The 19193-nt window shown below is 66.6% G+C and carries 15 protein-coding genes and 5 pseudogenes; 14 read left to right on the top strand and 6 right to left on the bottom strand.

Annotation, left to right across the window (positions count from 1 at the left end; translation table 11 throughout):
- Positions 1–32: 32 nt before the first annotated feature.
- Positions 33–1886 carry a S9 family peptidase gene (locus tag ABT245_RS33815; protein ID WP_351741212.1) on the top strand — a complete coding sequence of 618 codons (1854 nt, stop codon included), beginning with the start codon at positions 33–35 and terminating at the stop codon, positions 1884–1886.
- 322 nt (positions 1887–2208) lie between these two features.
- Positions 2209–2745, top strand: coding sequence for a hypothetical protein (locus ABT245_RS33810; protein ID WP_351741210.1), 537 nt, complete (start codon positions 2209–2211; stop codon positions 2743–2745).
- 102 nt (positions 2746–2847) lie between these two features.
- Here the strand turns inward: ABT245_RS33810 and ABT245_RS33805 are convergent, their stop codons facing one another.
- Positions 2848–3252 carry a transposase gene (locus tag ABT245_RS33805; RefSeq protein ID WP_351741207.1) on the bottom strand — a complete coding sequence of 135 codons (405 nt, stop codon included), beginning with the start codon at positions 3250–3252 and terminating at the stop codon, positions 2848–2850.
- Positions 3253–3274: 22 nt separating this feature from the next.
- Here ABT245_RS33805 and ABT245_RS33800 point away from each other — a divergent pair.
- Positions 3275–3439 (top strand): annotated as a pseudogene (locus ABT245_RS33800) (transposase); the annotation flags it as partial.
- 2 nt (positions 3440–3441) lie between these two features.
- Here ABT245_RS33800 and ABT245_RS33795 read toward each other — a convergent pair.
- Positions 3442–3591: a hypothetical protein gene (locus ABT245_RS33795; RefSeq protein ID WP_351741271.1), complete on the bottom strand. Its 150-nt coding sequence runs from the start codon at positions 3589–3591 to the stop codon at positions 3442–3444.
- Between the two features lie 471 nt (positions 3592–4062).
- On the opposite strand from ABT245_RS33795, the gene ABT245_RS33790 reads away from it, so the two are divergent.
- From ABT245_RS33790 to ABT245_RS33760, 7 genes and pseudogenes are all read left to right on the top strand, one after another.
- Positions 4063–4884, top strand: a complete 822-nt coding sequence (locus tag ABT245_RS33790; protein ID WP_351741262.1) for a MurR/RpiR family transcriptional regulator — start codon at positions 4063–4065, stop codon at positions 4882–4884.
- Between the two features lie 32 nt (positions 4885–4916).
- On the top strand, positions 4917–6467 hold the full coding sequence (locus ABT245_RS33785; RefSeq protein ID WP_351741204.1) for an ABC transporter substrate-binding protein: 1551 nt from the start codon (positions 4917–4919) through the stop codon (positions 6465–6467).
- Positions 6468–7436 carry an ABC transporter permease gene (locus ABT245_RS33780; RefSeq protein ID WP_351741201.1) on the top strand — a complete coding sequence of 323 codons (969 nt, stop codon included), beginning with the start codon at positions 6468–6470 and terminating at the stop codon, positions 7434–7436.
- A gap of 146 nt (positions 7437–7582) precedes the next feature.
- Positions 7583–8323, top strand: a complete 741-nt coding sequence (locus ABT245_RS33775) for an ABC transporter permease (RefSeq protein WP_351741199.1) — start codon at positions 7583–7585, stop codon at positions 8321–8323.
- Positions 8320–9981 carry an ABC transporter ATP-binding protein gene (locus ABT245_RS33770; RefSeq protein ID WP_351741196.1) on the top strand — a complete coding sequence of 554 codons (1662 nt, stop codon included), beginning with the start codon at positions 8320–8322 and terminating at the stop codon, positions 9979–9981. The genes ABT245_RS33775 and ABT245_RS33770 overlap by 4 nt, the downstream gene beginning before the upstream one ends.
- Before the next feature lie 59 nt (positions 9982–10040).
- Positions 10041–11021 (top strand): sugar phosphate isomerase/epimerase family protein, encoded by a 981-nt coding sequence (locus ABT245_RS33765; RefSeq protein WP_351741193.1) that lies wholly within the window; start codon positions 10041–10043, stop codon positions 11019–11021.
- Positions 11022–11532: 511 nt separating this feature from the next.
- Positions 11533–12089: pseudogene (locus ABT245_RS33760) on the top strand (transposase); the annotation flags it as partial.
- A gap of 54 nt (positions 12090–12143) precedes the next feature.
- On the opposite strand, the gene ABT245_RS33755 reads toward ABT245_RS33760, so the two are convergent.
- Entirely contained in the window at positions 12144–13193 is a 1050-nt protein-coding gene (locus ABT245_RS33755) for a hypothetical protein (RefSeq protein WP_351741190.1), read from the bottom strand.
- A 442-nt stretch (positions 13194–13635) separates the two neighbouring features.
- On the opposite strand from ABT245_RS33755, the gene ABT245_RS33750 reads away from it, so the two are divergent.
- Positions 13636–14055, top strand: a complete 420-nt coding sequence (locus ABT245_RS33750; RefSeq protein ID WP_351741187.1) for a hypothetical protein — start codon at positions 13636–13638, stop codon at positions 14053–14055.
- Positions 14056–14503: 448 nt separating this feature from the next.
- On the top strand, positions 14504–14728 hold the full coding sequence (locus tag ABT245_RS33745; RefSeq protein ID WP_351741185.1) for a transposase: 225 nt from the start codon (positions 14504–14506) through the stop codon (positions 14726–14728).
- 234 nt (positions 14729–14962) lie between these two features.
- On the opposite strand, the gene ABT245_RS33740 is transcribed toward ABT245_RS33745, so the two are convergent.
- Complete coding sequence (locus ABT245_RS33740; protein ID WP_351741260.1) at positions 14963–15772, bottom strand: transposase family protein; 810 nt, start codon at positions 15770–15772, stop codon at positions 14963–14965.
- A gap of 565 nt (positions 15773–16337) precedes the next feature.
- Positions 16338–16526, bottom strand: a pseudogene (locus ABT245_RS33735) (response regulator); the annotation flags it as partial.
- Between the two features lie 128 nt (positions 16527–16654).
- Between ABT245_RS33735 and ABT245_RS33730 the strand changes: the two are divergent.
- Both ABT245_RS33730 and ABT245_RS33725 read left to right on the top strand, forming a co-directional pair.
- Positions 16655–18184 carry a glycosyltransferase family 39 protein gene (locus ABT245_RS33730; protein ID WP_351741183.1) on the top strand — a complete coding sequence of 510 codons (1530 nt, stop codon included), beginning with the start codon at positions 16655–16657 and terminating at the stop codon, positions 18182–18184.
- Positions 18185–18376: 192 nt separating this feature from the next.
- Positions 18377–18469, top strand: a pseudogene (locus tag ABT245_RS33725) (IS5 family transposase); the annotation flags it as partial.
- 50 nt (positions 18470–18519) lie between these two features.
- On the opposite strand, the pseudogene ABT245_RS46285 reads toward ABT245_RS33725, so the two are convergent.
- A pseudogene (locus ABT245_RS46285) lies at positions 18520–19088 on the bottom strand (hypothetical protein); the annotation flags it as partial.
- Between the last annotated feature and the right edge of the window lie 105 nt (positions 19089–19193).

Genomic DNA, 19193 nt, shown 5'->3' with positions numbered 1-19193 from the left:
CAACACGCGTCGAACGAGACCAGGATCGAGACGTGGCCGATCTGTGGATCTGCGCCGCAGAGGCAGGCAGCACGCCGTCTGTAGTTGCGACAGACGTGCTCCCGGGAGCGCCGACCTTCGCCGCTGACGGGAGCGCAATTTTCTTCCGGGCGCTCGAGGGCGGCGTTCCGCATGTCTTCGTCCAGGACGACGGAGCCACGAATCGAACCCGGATCACATCGGTGAAGACGCTGCCGCACGGCGCCGGGCCATTCACTTTGTCACCGGACGGCACCCGGTTCGCCTTCGCGGCGGCGGCCAGTGTGCCGACAAGTCGCGAGCAGGACAACTTCGTTCCACGCGTGCTGAACTCGATGACGAGTATCCGCGAAGGCGGAGCCGTCGCCGAGACCCAGATCTACGTCGGCGACGTCCGGACCGGTGAGTGCAGGCAACTCACGCATAGCGCGGGATCTGCGGCGATGCCGACATGGTCGCCGCAAGGCGACCGCATCGCCTACGTGGAGTCCCGCACGTCCGAGCCGGGCGACAGCTTGATCGTCAGCCAGGCGTATGTGATCGCCGTGGACGGCTCCACGGCCCCCGTACGCTTTGGGCAGGACACCTGCGTTGCCAGCCCGCCCGGCTGGTGGCCGGACGGCCAGTCGCTCTTTGCCGTCTCCGAACCACCAATTGCGCACGGCCACTCGCGCCTGCTGAGGCTGCACCAGGACGGAGCGCCGGACGAGGACCTCCTCGGGGAGCTCGACCGCAACGTGATGCTGCCCGGTCTGGGGTATCCCGGCTGCCATCCCGTCCTCACGTCTGACGGCGAGTCGATACTCGCCTGCGTGCGTGACCGCGGGTGTACGCACCTGTACCAGGTCTCAGTTGGTGACGGTCGGGTGTCGCCGATTCTCGCCCGCGAGGGCACGGTCGTCTCAGCTGTCGCCGACGGCAACCGCGGCGAGGCAGTCGTGGCCTTCAGCGACGCCTCGTCGTTCGGCGAGATCGGCGTAGTGAACCGAGCCTCGGGGGAACTGCGCGTACTGACCGACTTCACGGCACGCACGCTCGGCTCTCGACAGCTGGGGACGCCCGACACACGCGACTTCGAGATCAGCGACGGGACGCGCGTGCAGGGATGGCTCCTTCTCCCCGCGAGCTCCAAGGGCCCGTACCCGCTCGTGGTCGACATCCACGGCGGGCCTCACAACGCCTGGTCGGGGACGCTGGATCCAGCCCGTTTCTACCAACACGAGCTCGCAGACCGGGGCTGGGCGGTTCTCACCGTGAACAGTCGGGGATCGGACGGATACGGACAGGACTTCTACTCGGCGCTCGCCGGCAACTGGGGCTTCGCCGACGAGGCGGACGTCCTCGAGCCAGTCAGGGATCTGATCGCCGAAGGGGTGGCCGATCCGGACCGCCTGGCCCTGGTCGGCTACAGCTACGGCGGATACATGACGTGCCATCTGACGACGCGGGCCCACGGTTTCATCGCAGCGGTGGCCGGCGGGTCCATATGCGATCTTCCCGGAACGGTCGGCAGCTGCGACGAGGGCTGGAACACCGTGCAACTGGAACTGCGGTCGAATCCCTACTCCGGGCGCGCGGCCCTCGCAGATCGATCACCCACCGCGCGAGCGTCGCACGTTTCGACGCCCACCCTCCTTCTGCACGGCGAAGACGACCGCCGCTGCCGGATCAGTCAGGCGGAGCACTGGCTCGCCCTGCTCCTGGGGCGGGGAGTTCCCGCGGAACTGGTTGCGTACCCGGGCGCGGACCACTCTCTCATCAACGGCGGAAGGCCGTCGCACCGGCTCGACTACCAAGCGCGTCTGGTCGCGTGGCTCGAACGGTGGCGCCGCGCCGCCGACAAACCGGAAGACGAAGCAGGATCATGACCACGATTCGAAGCGCTTCTCTCCGGCGCCCCGACTTTGTGGTGTCCGAATCACCTGGCCCCCTTCGCCCGATGCGGACGGCTTGCCCGTCGTCCCTGGCCGGCCGTGAAGCCAGCGACTACTACGGGGCCTCCGTCGCCATAGGACTCGCATCCCGTAGGCGATCCCACGAGGGCCTGTGCGGAGTCGTGATCACGGGCTGAGGACTGAGTGGCTGTTGTCGTTCCGGATCTGAGGGCGGCGTTTTCGCTGGTCAGGCATAGCGTGGGTGACTCAGTGGGAGTGGTGGCGTGTCGTGTCGTCGCTCCCCGGGAGGTTGCGGATGCCGTCGGTCGTCGGACTGCTGGAACAACACGAGCTCGCTGCTCGCCGTCGAGTCGACGGATTGCGTCAGGAAGCCGATCGTATCCAGGCCGAACTGGCCGCGGCCGAGCAGGAATGGCAGGAGTGGGCGATCGCCCGCAGGCGGGTGAGCACTGTCCTGGCCCCGGACGGCGGCGACGTCGCTGATCCGGAGGCCGCTCCCGGCCCACGGGACGCGGACACGCACTTGGTGCCTGGGCAGGCGGCGAAACCGAAGTCGCAGGTGCCGGTGTGGCGTGAGGGGCTGGCCTGTTCGGCGCTGTCGGTGGACTATCAGCGTATCCTCACCACGCTGGCGGACCGGCACCGGCTCCATCAAGGGCCGCTGACATGCCAGGAGTTGACCCTGATGTTCGGCCTGGACGCGGTGCCGGCCAAGGTGGAGGCACTGCGGTCGAAGGCGAAACGGCTGGTGGCGCGGGGCTGGCCGGCCGAGCGGCAGCCGGGCCAATTCACTCTTGCCCCGGGGCCGGCCGGGCAGGGCGGCGCGTCATGAGCAGGGTCATCGACCAGTAGACCATCGCCTCGGCGCTGGCACGTGCGGCGTTCGAAGTCGCGCACCAGACGGCGCGTGCGCATCAGGTGGGCGAAGAACCGCTCAACGATCCACCGCTTGGGCAGCACCACGAAACCACGCATGTCGTCGCTGCGTTCCGCCGTCGGCCCAGACCAGTTCCAGCCGGTGGCGCACGTCGGCGACCTGTCCGAGCAGCACGTGGGCGGCGGTGCGGTCGGCGGTGTCCGCGGCGGTGACCATCACGCCCAGCAGCAGGCCGAGCGTGTCGACCACGACGTGCCGCTTGCGCCCGTTGACCAGTTTGCCACCGTCGAAGCCATGGCTGTCGGCCCCGACGACGGCATCTGCCTTGACCGACTGCGAGTCGATCACACCGGTCGTCGGTGCCGCGTCGAGGCCCAGCGTTTCGCGGACCCTGGTGCGCAGCCGGTCGTGGAACTCCTTGACCAGGGCGTTGTCGCGCCAGCGGCGGAAGAACGCATACACCCGGTCCCACGGCGGGAAGTCTCCCCGTATCGCGCGTCCCGGGATCGAATCGAGTGAGCGGCTCGGCCGACACCGCTGGAAGATCGAGCGGTCGATCGCCTGGCTGTTCGGCTACCGCCGGCTCACCGTCCGGTACGAGCGAAAGGGCTCTCACTTCCTCGCCTTCCTTGGCCTCGCAGTCGCCCTCACCTACGTCTCCTGCCGGGTTTCCTGCCGCGTGTGTGCGACCCGCTCGCCCACCGTCAGTAGCCCCTGCCGGATCACTCGCGCCGAGATCAGGTGTGCGCACACCAGCCGGAACAGCAGTGGCGAGTTGTGCTCCAATGCCTGCGCCAGCATGCGACCGGCTCCTATTGCGGTGGCAGCGGCGTGGTCATCGTGGTGGGGGCGGACCTGAGGGCGCACATCACGTTGGACACCACGCGCACTCGTACACCCAGCCCTCGGAAGCCGACCGCGCCCACACCATCGGCCAAGCCGCCATCGTCGACACATAGGCCCTGACGCAGCAGATCAGCCGGGGTCCGCCCGATCTTCGGTGGATGCTATGGCGTCCCCGTTCCGCGACCGCAAGGACGAGGCGAAGCCGTCGCTACGAGCGTCCCTCGACACTGGGGAACTGCCACGACGGTAAACGCCGAGGGTCGGCAGCTGAACTTCTGGTGACGAGCCGGAAACCGGCCTGGCTCAAAGTCCCAGTCCTCCGGTATGAAGTTCCAGACACCGATAACGCGCTCTGAGCAGGCATGGTCCCGATCGTGACTCTGCCGAACGAGCGCATCTGCTGTGACCGAGCCGGAGGTAGTGGAAATGACCGACGTTACGGCACGACCCAGGCCTTGTTTCACCACGATTCGAGCCATGTACGAGGAGCTGACCGACGCGGAGCGCCGCGTCGCCGACTACATCTTGAGCGAGCCCGGGTATGTGGCGGTGTCGTCGATCCAGGAGGTGGCGCGTGCCAGCGGCACCGGACCTGCCACGGTCGGCCGGCTCTGCACCAAGCTCGGCTACGCCGGCTTTCCGAAGCTCAAGGTCGCCCTCGCCGTCGAGGTCTACAACACTCCCGACCGGGACGGCGTCAATGTCGCCGACAACGATGAGGACAGCGCGGTCATCCGGCAAGTCTTCAGCGTGGCGGAACAGAGCCTTCGAGACACCTCCACATGGACGGCCGTCACAGATGTGGTCCGGTGTGCAGAACTCCTCCTAGCTGCGCGCCGGACCGAAATCTACGCCGTGGGCGGTCTGAGTATCGCTATGGCCTATGTCTTCCAGCACCGATTGCTGGTCGCCGGTGTGCCGTGTGCCGTCATCGCGGGCGGACAGCAACAGGAATCAATGGCGGCAGGGCTGCTGGGCACAGACGATGTGGCCATCGGTATCTCCAAGTCTGGCGTCACCCCGCGTGTTCTGGAGGCGCTCCAGACCGCCTCCGGAGCGGGTGCGCACACCATCGGACTCTCAAGCTCACCCGGTTCGCAGCTCGCCGAACTCACGGACCTCACTCTTGTTGCCTCAGGGGCCGGAGACCCGGGATGGAGTCACCCGCCCGCTTCACACGTGTCTATGCACGCGCTGATCGATGCTGTCTACGTCATCATGCTTCGCCGCCGATACCTGGAGAAGTAAATCTCCGCGGTATCCGGGAAAGGAATCACCCCATGTATCAGAATTCCAGAGCGAGAACATCGCGACGCCAGTTCCTTCAACTCGCCGTCATGGTGGGCGTGACCGCCTCCGGTGTCTCCGCCTGCTCGGCAGGTACCTCGAAGCAGGGCGGCGGCACGCTGCGAGTTGCGTTCGGCGGCACCCGCGGGGGCGCGTTCAACCTTGATCCGGCAGGGCCGAACAGGCTCTACGAGGCCCTGTCGGCGTTGTACGGGTACGTCGTAGTACTCGACGAGAAGCACCAACCGCACCCCGATCTCGTCACTGACTGGTCGGTGTCCAAAGACGCTACACAATGGAGTTTCAAGGTACGAAGCAACGTCGAATTCCATGATGGACACCCGCTCACGTCCTCGGACATCGCCTACACCCTGAAGCGTGTCCTCGACCCTGAGACCGGCAGCGCCGGCGCGTCCCTTCTGGCGCCGTCATTGACCCCGTCGGGCATCTCCACACCGGACACTCGCACTCTGCGACTCGACTTGAAGGCGCCGAACAGCAACCTGGCGGCCACGCTGGCGAGCTATCAGTTCGGAATCATCCGCGAGGGCACCGGAACAGACATCGCGAAGACCGGAATCGGTACCGGCCCGTTCAGACTCAAGGAATTCCCTCCGGGCGGCACCGTTGTCCTGTCCCGTTCGGACTCGTATCGGAAAGGCCCCGCACGCCTCGACGAGCTGCACTTCACGCCCATCGCCGATGCAGGGGCCCGGGTCAATGCTCTGCTCGCAGGTCAAGTCGAGCTGCTCTACTCCGACTCTCTCGCCCCTGCCGACCTCGCCCGCGTCGCTGCTGATCCAGAATGCCGCGTGGTCCGTGCCCCGTCCGGCACCTGGGACGTCATCGTGATGAACTGCGCCGCCAAGCCATTCTCCGATGTCCGAGTACGCCAGGCGTTCAAGGCCGTCGTAGACCAGAAACAGATCCTCGATGTGGTCCTGTCCGGGAAGGGGGGTGTCGCGGACAACAACCCCGTAGCCCTCGGTGATCCGCTGCGCGCCTCGACACCGAGCATCCGCGACATCCCCAAGGCCAAGCGACTGCTCGCAGAGGCCGGCTACCCGAACGGCATCGACGTCACCCTCCATGTCGCCCCGTACACAGAGACGTTTCTGCCGCTGGCACAGGCATACCAGCAGCAAGCGGCCGAGGCGGGAATCCGGGTCAAGCTCCAGCAGCACTCCGCGGACAACTATGTGGCGGAAACCTTCGGAAAGGCGGACTTCTACGTTGACTACTGGGGGCCCCGGCCAGCGGCTCAGGCGTTGAACGAGGTGTTCCTCACGGGCTCGGCAAACAACGAAACCCACTGGTCCAACAGCACGTTCGATGATGCGCTGAGCCAAGCCCGCGCTACGACCGACATCGCCCGGCAGAAGACGCTCTACGCCCAGGCGCAGCGAACGCTCGCCGACGACGGCGGCGCGATCATACCCGTCTTCGAGGACATCAGCCGGGCCGCGCGCAAGAACGTCGCGAACTTCCCGGGAAAGAACCAGCCGGACGCTCGCCCCGACTACCACACGTTGGGACTGGCCTAAATGTTCCGCCAAGGCTCCGTCGCACGGCTGCTGGCTCAGCGGGTCGCCACGTCGGTGCTCAGTCTGTTCATCGCTTCCATCGTGATCTTTCTCGCGGGCCAACTCGTCCCCGGAGATGCCGCTTCCTACCTCCTCGGCAAGGGAGCGAGCCCCGAACAGCTCGCCGCGGCACGGGTAAGCCTGCACGAGAACGACCCCGCGTGGGCACGGTACCTCTCGTGGACCGGACATGCCGTCACGGGCGACTTCGGTCGCTCTCTCATCTCGGGGCAGCCCGTCTGGGCCGAACTCGAGCCCAAGCTTCGCAACTCGATGATCCTTGCCGCCGTCGCCGGCGCTTTCGGTCTCCTGCTCTGGAACGTCCTGGGGTGCGTGGCGGCCACCGCTCGCGGTCGGCTTGTCGACCGGGCCGTCGGCGGATTCACTCTGGTCACCTTGGCCATTCCCGCCTTCGTGGTGGGCGGCCTCCTCATCCTCTGCTTCGCCTTGGCCATCCCACTGTTTCCCGCGACCGTGACGGTGTCTCCCGACGCACCCGTCCTGGCCCTGCTGGGCTCGGTGTGGCTACCTGCGGTGACGATCGCGATCACGTCCGCAAGCTACCCGACACGGACCGCACGGGCCGCTGTCCTCGACAAGCTCACGTCCGGCTCGGTGGAAACGGCGCGCCTGCGTGGTCTGTCCCCACTACCGCTGACCTTGCGGCACGTCCTCCCACAGGCAGCACCCGCGATCCTCACCGCCGATGCCCTGGTGGTCGGTGCGTTCGTGGGCGAGATGGTGGTCGTCGAGACACTCTTCAACTACCCGGGCATCGGCAGCTACCTCGTCACGGCCGTCGGAGCACACGACCTGCCCGTCGTCCAGGCGACCGCCCTTTTGGGCACAGTCGCCTGGATCATCACCAACCTGGCGGCAGACGCGCTGAGCCTCGTCGTCAACCCGCGGCTCCGGGACGGTATCCGATGACAACACACTCCCCTCTCGACCCCGGCGTCGAGCCACAGCCCACGACGACCGTGCCGAAACCGCAGCCGCCACTACGTCGCCGACGACGTCTCAGTCTCGCCGGATGGATTGCGGCCGGCGTCCTGGCACTCCTCGTAGTCGCGGCCGTGGCAGCGCCCCTGCTCGCCCCGTACACGCCGAACAAACTGGTCGCAGGCCCGCTCATCCCGCCCAGCGCCAGCCATCTGCTGGGCACCGACACGCTCGGCCGTGATCTGCTCTCCCGTCTGATCTACGCCATCCGTCCCGCGCTCATCATCGGCCCCACGGCGGCGGTCCTGGGAGTGCTGCTCGGCACCCTTTTGGGAGTCGTCAGCGCCTATCTGAACCGATGGGTGGACGAGATCGTCACGCGCTTTGTCGATGGGCTGCTGCCCATCCCCACCATGCTGTTGATTCTCGTCATCATCACGACCTTCGGAACCAGCACAGCAGCCTTGATCATCGGGCTTGCCCTGGTGCAGGCGATCCCGACCGTCAGAGTCTTCCGGTCAGCAACGCACACCATCCTCCGCCAAGACTTCATCATCGCGGCCAGGGCCCGCGGGGAGGGTCACTGGGGACTCCTCTGGCACGAGATCCGCCCCAACCTCGCCACCGTGGTAGCCGTGGAACTTCCCGTCCGTGCCTCGTTCTGCATCACTCTCGCCAGCAGCTTGTCGTTCCTCGGCGTGGGGATCGCGCCACCCACCGCGGACTGGGGCGCGATGATCGCCGACAGCCGCAGCTTCATGACCGTCGCCCCGTGGGCCCTGCTCGCGCCGATCACCGCCCTGGCCGTACTCGTCATAGCCCTGAACGTTCTCGCAGGCGCGGTGGCCCGTCGCCGGACCCCGGAGGAACCGTGATCGACAGCCGTGTTCTCGTCCACGCCGAGGCGCTGAGCATCCAGTACAGCAACTCCGCCGCTCCCGCCGTGCACAACGTCTCTGTCCGCATCGAACGGGGCGAACGGCTCGGCATCGCCGGGGAATCCGGCTCGGGGAAGAGCACCCTCGCCCTGGGACTGATCGGCCACGCCCGACCCGGCGGCCGTAAGAGCGAAGGCACCGTCCGTGTGGTCGGTGAGGATGTCTTCACGATCAGCGCCTCCCAGCGCCGGGCGTTGTGGCGAAAACACATTGGCTACGTTCCGCAAGGCTCAGCCGGAAACCTCACCGAGGCGATGCGGATCTCCAGCCAGCTCACCGAGGTAGCCCGCCTCCAGCAAGTCGACCCGGACGCCGACTGGCGCCATCACTGGCTGTCCGCCGTCATGCTCGACAACCCCGCACAGATCGAGCGCCGCTACCCCCACCAGCTCTCCGGCGGACAACGGCAACGTGTCGCGCTCGCCCTCGCCCTCGCGCAACGCCCCGACCTGCTCATCCTGGACGAGCCGACCACCGGTCTGGACTCCGTCACCCAGGCCGGCATCGTCCAGTTGATCAACCAACTGACCGAAGACCGGGCCATGACGCTCATCTGCATCAGCCACGATCTCTCCCTGCTGGCCGCCATCACCGACCGAGTCGCTGTCATGCGGGCAGGCAGCCTTGTCGAAACAGGCGACACGCGGCACCTCCTCACCGCGCCACACCATCCCTTCACTCAAAAGCTCGTGGCAGCCAACGCCTACAAGGCCGCCTGGCGGCAACGCCTCAGCGCGACGCCGCCCGCACCGACCCTCCGGCACGTTCCGCAAAGCACTCAACCTCGCCGGCTTCCATCGGCAAACGGCGCGTACACCGGGAACATCCTGACCGTGTCAGACCTCAATGTCCGCTACGGTCCACAACGTCGCTGGTCGCGACGACCAGCCCCTCCCAACGCCGTGACAGCCGTCGACCTCGCCATCGAACCAGGCCGCACCCTCGCACTCGTCGGCGAGTCAGGCAGCGGAAAAAGCACCATCGCTCGAGCCATCGCCGGCGTGCACCCCAACTCCACCGGGCATATCCAGCTGGACGGCCAGGTCCTGGCCGATCGGGCCCGCAGCCGGACGCCACAGCAGCGACGCGCGATCCAGCTGGTCATGCAACATCCCGAAACGGCGCTCAATCCACGGCGCACCGTCTTCGACATCGTGGCGCGTGCCACCCGGCTCCACCACATCGTCGACAACAGCGAAATCCCCGCCTACGTGACCAAGCTGCTCAACGAGGTGGGCATCACTCCCGAATTCGCACGACGCTACCCAGCGCAACTCTCCGGCGGACAGCGTCAACGCGTCAGCATCGCCACCGCGCTCAGCGCCCAGCCCGCCCTGCTGGTCTGTGACGAGGTCGTGTCCGCCCTGGACACAACAGTCGCCGCAACCGTCGTCGACCTCCTTCGGAACCTGCAACGCGAGCGCCACATGGCCATGCTCTTCATCACCCACGACCTCGCCCTCACCCGCTCTCTCGCTGACGAAGTCATCGTTTTGCGCCAAGGCCGGATCGTCGAACGCGGATCGGCAGCACACCTGCTCGACGACCCCTCGCACGAATACACCCGGCAACTCGTTGCGGCCTCCCGCACCTGACACCCACCCACCGTCTCATCCCGCACCTCGATATCTCGAAAAGAAACAGGAATTCCGCCGTGACCGTGACCGAACAGCAGCACACCCAGATGTACGTGCATACCTACGCCTACCGCTTCCGCCTGCGCCACGATCCCGACTTCACCTTCTTCGACGTCATCGCAGATGCACACCGGCGCGGATTCGACGGCATCAACGTCTCCGTCTACGGTCCCTCGTACACCGAGCTCTCGGGACACACCCCCAGGCACTTCGCCAACATCCATGCGGCCCTGAGCGAAGCCGGCCTGGGGATCGACATCGAGACCAACGGTACAGAGCCCAAGCACCTGCAGGACCTGCTCCGCATCGGTGAGCAGCTCGGCGCGGAAAACCTCCGCACGTACACCACAGGTCCGCTCGACCGCCGGGCCCGGGTTGAGGAAGCCGTCACCAATCTTTCCGCGGCCGCGCCGATCGCAGCCGAACACGGAATCCACCTTCTCCTGGAGAACCACGAAGAGCTTGACTGCACCGAGGTCGCGACTGTCCTGGAAGCTGTCAACTCGCCCTGGGTGCGATCTCTGTTCGATTACGGCAACGACATGATGCTCAACAGCCATCCCCTCCACACCCTCGGCGCAGTTCTTCCGTGGGTCACCTCCGCCCACCTCAAAGACCAGATCGTCTACACCTCAAACGGAACGACCGCTCGACACACCCTCGGCGTCCCGATAGGCCAAGGACAACTGCCGGTCCGAGAGATAACCAAACTACTCATTGATGCAGGCGTCACTCGAATCTGTTTTGAGAACACCTGGGCTTACATCGCGCCGATCAACGGCTTCGATGACGGCACCGAGTACCCCGACGGCGCCTTCGTTCCGCAGCCGCTGCCTTCCGACGACCCGCGGTACTGCACCAATGCAGAAACCCTCGAACGAAACCATCATCCCCAATCTCTCCTCGACACCGAGCCGCGCATGCTCGACGAGAGCTGCGCCGGCCTGCGCACAGTCCTCGCGGACCTTCCCATCACCCTCCCGACCGTTCCCAGGTAACGGCTCGCCACGCAGCGTCAGTTGTGTAATCGACCCTCCGGCCAAGACGCGGGCACCCACAGTCGCCACCATCTACAGGGTGCTCGCCGAAGCAGACTGCACGCCCTGAACACTGCGCTCTGGAACGACACCGAGCGGGTATCAAGCACCTGAAGCAGGACGTGCCCGACGCAATCGTCTGATAGACACTCCCGGGCTGACCGCCCCGGCACATGCAGCAGGGCCCCAGGCCTTTCTCCGCCTGGGGCCCTGCTGCATCGCCTCGCCCTACGGGGGAGTGTCTAATCAACGGCCTGGTCTCACTTTCGGTGGTGACGGAGAGTCGTAACATGTCGTTGACAGCTGGGTGAAGGATGTCAACGACCTTGTGCGGACGGTGATTTCAGGGCTATTCCCGCTGGTCATCGAGGATGCTGGCCGACGAGGGTGAGCGGATCGTGGTGCGGGCGCGAACTCCGCAGGACACCGCGGTCTGCCAGGTGTGCGGGGCATCGTCGGAGCGAGTGCACACGTCGATCCCTACCGCGAGCACCTGCGCAAACGCCGGGCCGAGGATCCCGCCGTCTCTGTCCTGCACCTCTTCGCAGAGATCAAGGCAGTCGGGTTCACGGGCTGCCTCAACCTCCTGCACAAGTACATCAACCAGGGCCGCGCAGAAGCCGACCGCAGCCACATCTCCGCACGCAGGCTCGCCCGGATGCTGCTCACCAAGCCCGACAACCTCAAAGCCGAACATCACGGCCTCCCGGCCCGGCTCACCCCCGCCTGCCCCGAGACGACCCAACCGGGCGCCTGCATCGGCAACTTCTCTCAGCTCCTGACACCGCACGCAGGAACGCCGACGCACTCATGCACTGGATCACCCAGGTACGCACAGCCGACCTGCCCCATCCGCACGCCTTCACCCGGGGCCTGGAGCGAGACCACGAGGCAGTGATCGCCGCGCTCACACACCCGTACAGCAACGGCCCCACCGAGGGCGCCAACACCAAGACCAAGCGGACCGCGCGCCAGATGCACGGACGAGCAGGCTTCACCCTCCTACGCCACCGCATCCCCCTCGGTTAACAGCACGCTCCGTCACCACCGAAAGTGAGACAGGGCCGAACGATTTACAGGTCCTCAGCCGATCGGATTGTCGAACTCTCCGTCCCGCGTGCTGCACTCGGGAGCTGCACCGACAGTGGAGGATCCCTGAACCTGGGTGGCCGCAAGGTGGCTGCCGTGAATGTAGCGCTCGGATTCGGACGTGTCTGTCGCATCGGGGTTGCAGCCGAGATGCTGGAACTGGTCGGTGGACCCGGTGACGGTCAGGTTGTAGCCGTGAGGGTGGCCGCGGTCCGTGCGCAGGGTAACCGAGGCTGTCAGTCGGGCGTTGGCGGGAACGCGGAGGTGGATCCAGTTGATGCGATCGCTGGAGTCCGAGGTCCACTCCCGGCCGCTGTTCACATCCCGCAAGGTCAGCGTGTAGTCGTTCGGCTGGATCTTCTTATCCCACTGATCCGGCTTCATGCTGGTCGGTGTCACCACGGCCGTCAGCCACTGGCTGTCCTGCTGGATGCCCTCCAGCTTCGTCGGGGAGGTGAACGTGTAGTCGTCGGGCACGCCGGCCCGGCTGCCGTCCTGCGGTGTGTCGACGACCATGAACGACGTGTCGTTGGCCTTCTCCCCGGTCTCGCCGTTCAGCAGCTGGGCCTGCCGCTTGGTGTACTTCTCGAACAGCCCGTAGGGACGAGTTCCGCCCTTGCGCGCGGCTCCCTCCTTCACGCGGGTCACTTTCCCGTCGCACAGGTAGTTGCCGTCGTTGTCGGGCGGGCAGTTGAAGTTCACGGCGCCGAGGGGACCCAGCGGCCCCAGCGGCCCCACGGCGCCGAGGGGACCCAGCGGCTCGTTGGGCGCGAAAACGCCGCCGGCCTTCAGCTGGACACCGCACGGGTAGTAGTCGTGCGGCCCTCCGACCAGGGCCGGAGGGTTGTGCACACTCCTGTTGTAGGCGGCCAATGGACCTAGGGGCCCCAGCGCCCCGTTCGGACCGAGGGGATCACTCAGGCTCGGCAGCTGCGGCCAGGGAAAGACCGGGTCGAGGTTGTGCCCGAGGGGCCCCAGTTCGCTCAGCGGCCCCCAGGAACCGATCGGCCCGAAGTAGCCGAGTGGGCCATCGGCCTCATTCATCCCCTGGCATCCTTCCCGTCCGTCGTCGCTCTGCCATGGGAGACGGCCATACGGCTGGCCCGTGCGGGAGAACGGCCCGACACTGCTGAAGTCGCTCCCCAGCGCTTCGACACTGCTCGCGGTGACGTACAGCTCGTCCTGGAGCGGATCAGCCGCCGCCCAACCAGTCTGACCACTGGAAGTAACGGACACTCCCGCCGCTAAGGCCGTTAATCTCAGCCCCCATCGCGCTCGTCCGCCGTGCCTCGAGGCTCTCGGGCGCCCCATCCTCTGCGTCAGTTCCTCAGTCATGCGATCACTCCTCGTGAGTCGTGGCCGGAGTTCCGCCCCGACCCTGGACACAGCCTATGGATCAACGGTGCGCTAAGTGACGGTTTGCCGACTCCTGCCTCGGCTTGGCTCCGGCGCGGAGGCCAGGTGCTTGCCCGGGGCGAATTGGGCCATGTCGGCCACGGCCATGGTCACCTCCGCGACCATCCTGTTCACCCCCGAGGAAGTGTCCAGCAGGTCCAGCACCAGGCGGAACGAGAGCGGCGCTTCCTCAATGCGAGCCGTCAACTGGTCGACAGCATCGGGCAGTTTGGTGTCGGCGTCGGCCGCCGCCTCCACCTGCGGGTGGAGGCGAGCACAGACCCGTGCCCCTTTCCTGCTGCTGACCCGCTGCTACGACCGCTTCGCGTTCCCGACCGGCGCGGCGGCGTGGCTGACAGGCCGGCTGCCCAAGTGGCGGGAGGCCGTCACGACTCCGCTGCACAATCTCGGCGTTCTGGCGATCGCCACGCAGATCTGCCTCCTCTACGTCGTCTCCGGTCTGTTCAAAGTGATGGGAGAACAGTGGCAGGACGGAACTGCCCTGTTCTAAATCATGCGCGTGAACGAATTCGAACGCTCCGGCTGGCCAGGCCTGGTGTACGAGAACGATCTTCTCGTCTGCGATATCTCGGCTTCATGGACAGAACTCTCCCTGGCAGGTGCTCAGGCTGTACTGGGCTGTGCACCCGTCGGCTATGGAGGGGGTCCCGGACCAGGTCCGTACCCGGCTGGTCCACTGGTCGGGAAGCTGGGGCCGCCGTGCCGCACGGCCAGCAGGACCCGACACCGGATCAGGTTGCTCAGCTTGACTCTGTCGGGGATCTTGGAGTTTCCCGGTGCGGCAGCATGATCAACGGGCATGCTCGGGGCTGTTCCGCAGGCCGATGCAGCTGTTGGAGTGTGCGTTGTCGCTCCGTCCCCGTTCCGGTGAGCAAGTCCTCTCTCTGACTGCGCAGATCGCGCGGGCGAGCAACCCGGGCGGTACGACGGTGATATGGGTGAGAGACCGCCTCGACGGGCTGTGGTGCGACGAGGACTTCGCCGCCTGGTACCCGCGTGACGGCCGTCCGGGTCTGTCGCCCGCCCAGCTGGCGACTGTCTGCGTGCTGCAGTTCCTGCTGGGTCTGTCGGACCGGCAGGCAGCGGAAGCAGTCCGCTGCCGTATCGATTTCAAGTACGCTCTGGTGCGCCACGAGGCGCCTGTGCGCCGTGAGGCGCGGTGAATCGAAGGAGGTGCAAGACCTCCTCGCCAGGCTGTCGCAGTAGCCTGGTGGGAGCTGAGCGCAGTCCGACCCGGGAGACGCCGGGGAGGGCGGGAAGCAGCGCTGACAAAGCCGGGACGGCTCGGAACTGCCAGACGGGCCGGGTCCGGCGAGCGAGATCAGAGGGCATACGAGAGGAACCAGTGGTAAAGCTCCGTAACAGCGGCTGACACAATGAGGTTTTCTCAACGGTGATCACTTCCAGATTCCGTTGAGGACGAGGGCGGCCCGGGCGATGTCGCCGATCCGACTGGGGCTGAGCGTGACGTATTGCAGGGTGCGCCATCGCTGCTTGAGCTCGGCGGCGGTGCGCTCGCCCAGGGCTCGCACGTGCCGCACCAGAGCGTTGAACGTGCGGGTGTCGGCGTGAAGTGCCCGTTCCGACTTGCCCTTTGGGCGGCGGACCGGGATCAGGATGCCGATACCCGCGCCGATGTAGCCCTTGTCCGCCAGGGTCGGCAGGCCGTCGGTCGCCGCCTTGTACAGCGCGGGCAGGGCGTGAATGCGGGCAGCGGTTATGTCGGGGGTGGAACCGGGCTCGACGTCGGAGACCCACAGCGGGGTGCCGTCCGGCGCGGACAAGAACTGGATGTTGCCGCCGAATGCCTTGTGTTTCTGGCTGAACCACAGGTCGTTGCCGTTCTCTCGGATCCCGGCCACGCGGTCGCACTCGATGAGAGTCCCGTCCAGGATTACGTGCGTCATGCCTTCGCGTTGGCAGCGGCCCAGGACCTGGTGCAGGTCCGGGGCCTTCTGGGCGAGAACGTCGATGCCTTCGTGCAGGTAGCGGTAGCCAGTGGCCTGGGAGACGCCGGCGCCGCGGGCCAGGCAGTCCACGCAGCCGCGCTCGCGGAACCAGCGCAGGATCAGCACGGCCTGCCGGAACGGGCCCAGTGCCCGGCTGCCGCGTGGGGTGCCGATGTGCCGTCGGTGCGCTGCGAGCAGGCGGGACAGGTACTCCACGACATGGCGCGGGACGTCGAGCGTGGCAGCATAGGTGACCAACGTGAAGCCTCTGGTGGTTACGGACATGCTCTTGTGGTGAGACCTGTCCTACCAGGGGCTTTACATCTGTCCAGAGCTGGGGCCGCCCGGACCGATCTATCCGGACATGCGCCGATCAGCCTGCTTCGCGGAGATCATTTCGCCGAGAAAACCTCACTGAGACCAAAGCGAGCGTTGGTAATCCTCAGAAGCTGTTGTCGTTCCGGTCTTGAGGGGTGCGCGTCGAACGGGAGTCTCGATCGGGTGATCGCAGCTGACCGCGGGCATGAGTAGCCGTATCTCTATCGATCATGAGGACGGTTCTGATCGAACACGGTCCCTGGCCGGGTGATCTCGGCCGGGTGGATGCATGAGTACAGGGCCCCTTGGTAGCTCGGGTTTGCGACCACTCGAGTGCCAGGAGGCCCTGTTGTTCCAGTCTTGCGTGACGGTCCCCGTCTCGTCCAACTCCCGCGTGTCGTCATGCGATTGTCTCGCGCACAGGTTCGGGAACGCGGCCGACCGCCCGGAGAGGGTGCCGGTGTATCCGTCGGACATGACGGACGCGGAGTGGGCCGTGGTGCGGGACGCGATGCCGGTGCCGGCCTGGCTGGAGGGCCGGGGCGGGCAGCTGGAGGGCGTATTCGCCGGTCCGGGCCATCCACAGTCCCTGCCGGCCGTCATGGACGAGGTCGACGCTGTAGCCCTCGGCGGTCAGACCGGTGTGCAGGGTGTGGGCAAGGTCCACCTCGTCTTCGATCACCAGGATGCGCATGTGGTGCAGCCTCGCACAGCGCCGGCCCGCCTTCCTGATCGGCCGGTCAGGTCGGGTCAGCATCCGATCAATGAGGTCCCGGCACGCTGGCGGAGTGTTTTCGCCGCTGCTGAAAGGCCCTGTCGCCGATGTCCCTTGATGAACGTGCCCCCGCCGCGGCCAGGACGGTTTCCCCGCCCGTACCCGCCCGTCGGCAATCACCGGGCCCGGCCGAAGCCGTTGTCGTCATCGCGCCCCTGTCGCTGGCCATCGTTCTGGGGCTCTGGGGTATCCGCAGGCAGAACACTATGTGGGGGGACGAGTCCGTCACCTATCAGCTCGCGCACCGCGATCTTTCACAGATATGGCACACCGCCCAGCATGTTGATCTGGTCCATGCCCTTTACTACGCCGTGATGCATGAGGTGTTCGGTTTCTTCGGCGGGGGGCTGCTGACGTTGCGGCTGCCGTCCGTGCTGGCAATGGCCGTGGCGGCGAGCGGAGTCGGGCTTCTGGCGCTACGCCTGGCGGGACCCCGTGCCGGGCTGCTGGCCGGGCTGGTGTTCCCGCTCCTTCCCCAGGTACAGAAGTACGCACAGGAAGGCCGCTCGTACGCCATGGTCTGTGCCCTGGTCACCTGGGCCACCTATGTGCTCGTGGCCGGCGTCCCGCATCGCGGCCGGTGGCGGTGGGCGGTCTATGGCTCCACCATGCTGCTGGCCTGTCTGCTCCATGAGTTCGCGGTCCTCGCCCTGGTTGCACACGGCGTCACCCTGGTCGTCTCCCGTGTTCCACGACCGGTGCTGAGGGCGTGGAGTGCGGCTGCCGCGGGTGTGGTGGCCGGGCTGTTGCCACTGGCGATCCGCAGTGCGGGGCAGTCGGAGCAGGTGTCCTGGATCGACGGACCGGTGCGGCTAAGTTATTTCCTGGTGGTGGCGGTCGTGGGCGTGGCGTGTGCCCGAGCGCCCCTGGGGGTGAGGGGGCCCGTACGGCTTTCCGTGCTGGCTGTGCCGATTCTTGTGCTCCCGGGCCTTCTGCTGCTGATCACCTCACTGGTCAAGCCCCTTTTCGTCGACCGGTATGTGCTCTACAGCAATATCGGAATCGCGTTGCTGCTGGGCGCCTGGGTGGATTACTTCCACCGGCGGCAGAAGTCTTCCCGCAACACGTGGCTCGCGGCGGTTGCCGTACTGGCCGCGCTCGTCCAGCCGAGCCTTTCGCTGAGGACGCCCCAGAGCCGGAGCAATGACGTCACCGCCATCGGCGCCGCCGTACGCAAGGAAGGCCGTCCGGGCGACGGGCTGCTCTATCTCTCCGGCCGGCAACGGATCCTGACCGCGGCCAACCCCGAGAACACCCGTTTCCTGACGGATCTCGCCCTGGCACAGGACCCCGTTTCGTCGAACACACTTGCAGGTGTCGAGCTTCCCGCCCAGGATATTGCGGCACGCATGCTGGAATTCGACCGGATCGTCGCGGTCCGCGCGGTGGGTGTGCACTCGCTGACCAACCCGCAGGAGGAAGCGAAAACAAGCACCCTGCGGCGCCACTTCCGCGAGTACGGAACAACCCATGTCAACGGGGCACGAGTCACCGTCTATGTCCGAGACCACGACCCGTCTCCGAAGGCCGGTCCTCGATCCGAGGTCCCGGGAGCGAGCGGTGGGGTGATGAGGTGACCGCGACTGGTGCCGGCCCGGCCGGCACCACCGCCGTCACGCTGTCTCGACAACGACGGCACCGCCGTCCACATCGACTCCAGCAACGCGCATTCCTTCCGGATCGCGATGACCTGCCGTGTGTGCGGCGCACGCTCCGGAGTCACCCTGACCGCGCACGGCGAGGACACCAACAGACGCAGCGCCGGTCCGAAGGGGTTCGTGGTGCTGCCCAAGCGGTGGGTCGTTGAGCGCCTCTTCGCCCACCTGATGCGGAGCCGCGGCCTGGTCCGCGACTTCGAACGCCGCACCACCAGCGCCGAGACGATGGTGGCGCGGATCGATGGCCCTGCGCATGACCCGCCGCCCGGCCCGCTCACGCCGCGGGCGAGTGTGAACCGGCCTGGACGCCGGCTCGGACGGCCAGCCGTGTGCCACCAGTCGCTTCGCGTTCGACCTCAGTGCCTGCACCCGCGCCGGCACCACGTCCATACCGAACTGAGCTCATCTCCTGGCAGGCCGGCGGCCGTCGACCGAGCCGGACACACTCCGCGAGCGCCTGCGGGATGCGCTGGTAGTCCACGACAGCACCGACCAAGCCGGTCCCTCACGCCACACCGGCACCTGCGACTTCGGCTTCGCCGCGTCCCGGGGCGCCGACTGCGGCTTCGTATCCCGCGTATCCCGCGTATCCCGCGTATCCCGCGTATCCCGCGTATCCCGGGGTGACCGCCGTGTCGACGGCGATGCCGCCGTCCGGAGCCGGCACCGTATCGACCCGCCTGCGGGCGATCGGCCGTTCCGGCCACTCCGCCTCGGCCTCAGCCAACTCGGCCTGGATGCGGTCGGCCTCCTTCCGCAGCCCGTCGACTCGACCCCGAGCGGCGAGCCCATGCTGTTCCAGTAGTCCGACAACGGACAGCAGCCGCGACCTCCCGGGGAGCGACGACCCGACACGCCACCACTTCCACGAAATCACCGCTCTTGTCCCCGACCAGCGGAAACGCGTCGATCACGTCCGGAAGGACAA

The sequence above is a fragment of the Streptomyces sp. NPDC001508 genome (assembly GCF_040298665.1).
Classification (GTDB): Bacteria; Actinomycetota; Actinomycetes; order Streptomycetales; family Streptomycetaceae; genus Streptomyces.
The sequence above is the reverse complement of the archived record's forward strand: the minus strand, read 5'-3'. Positions and strand labels throughout refer to the sequence as shown.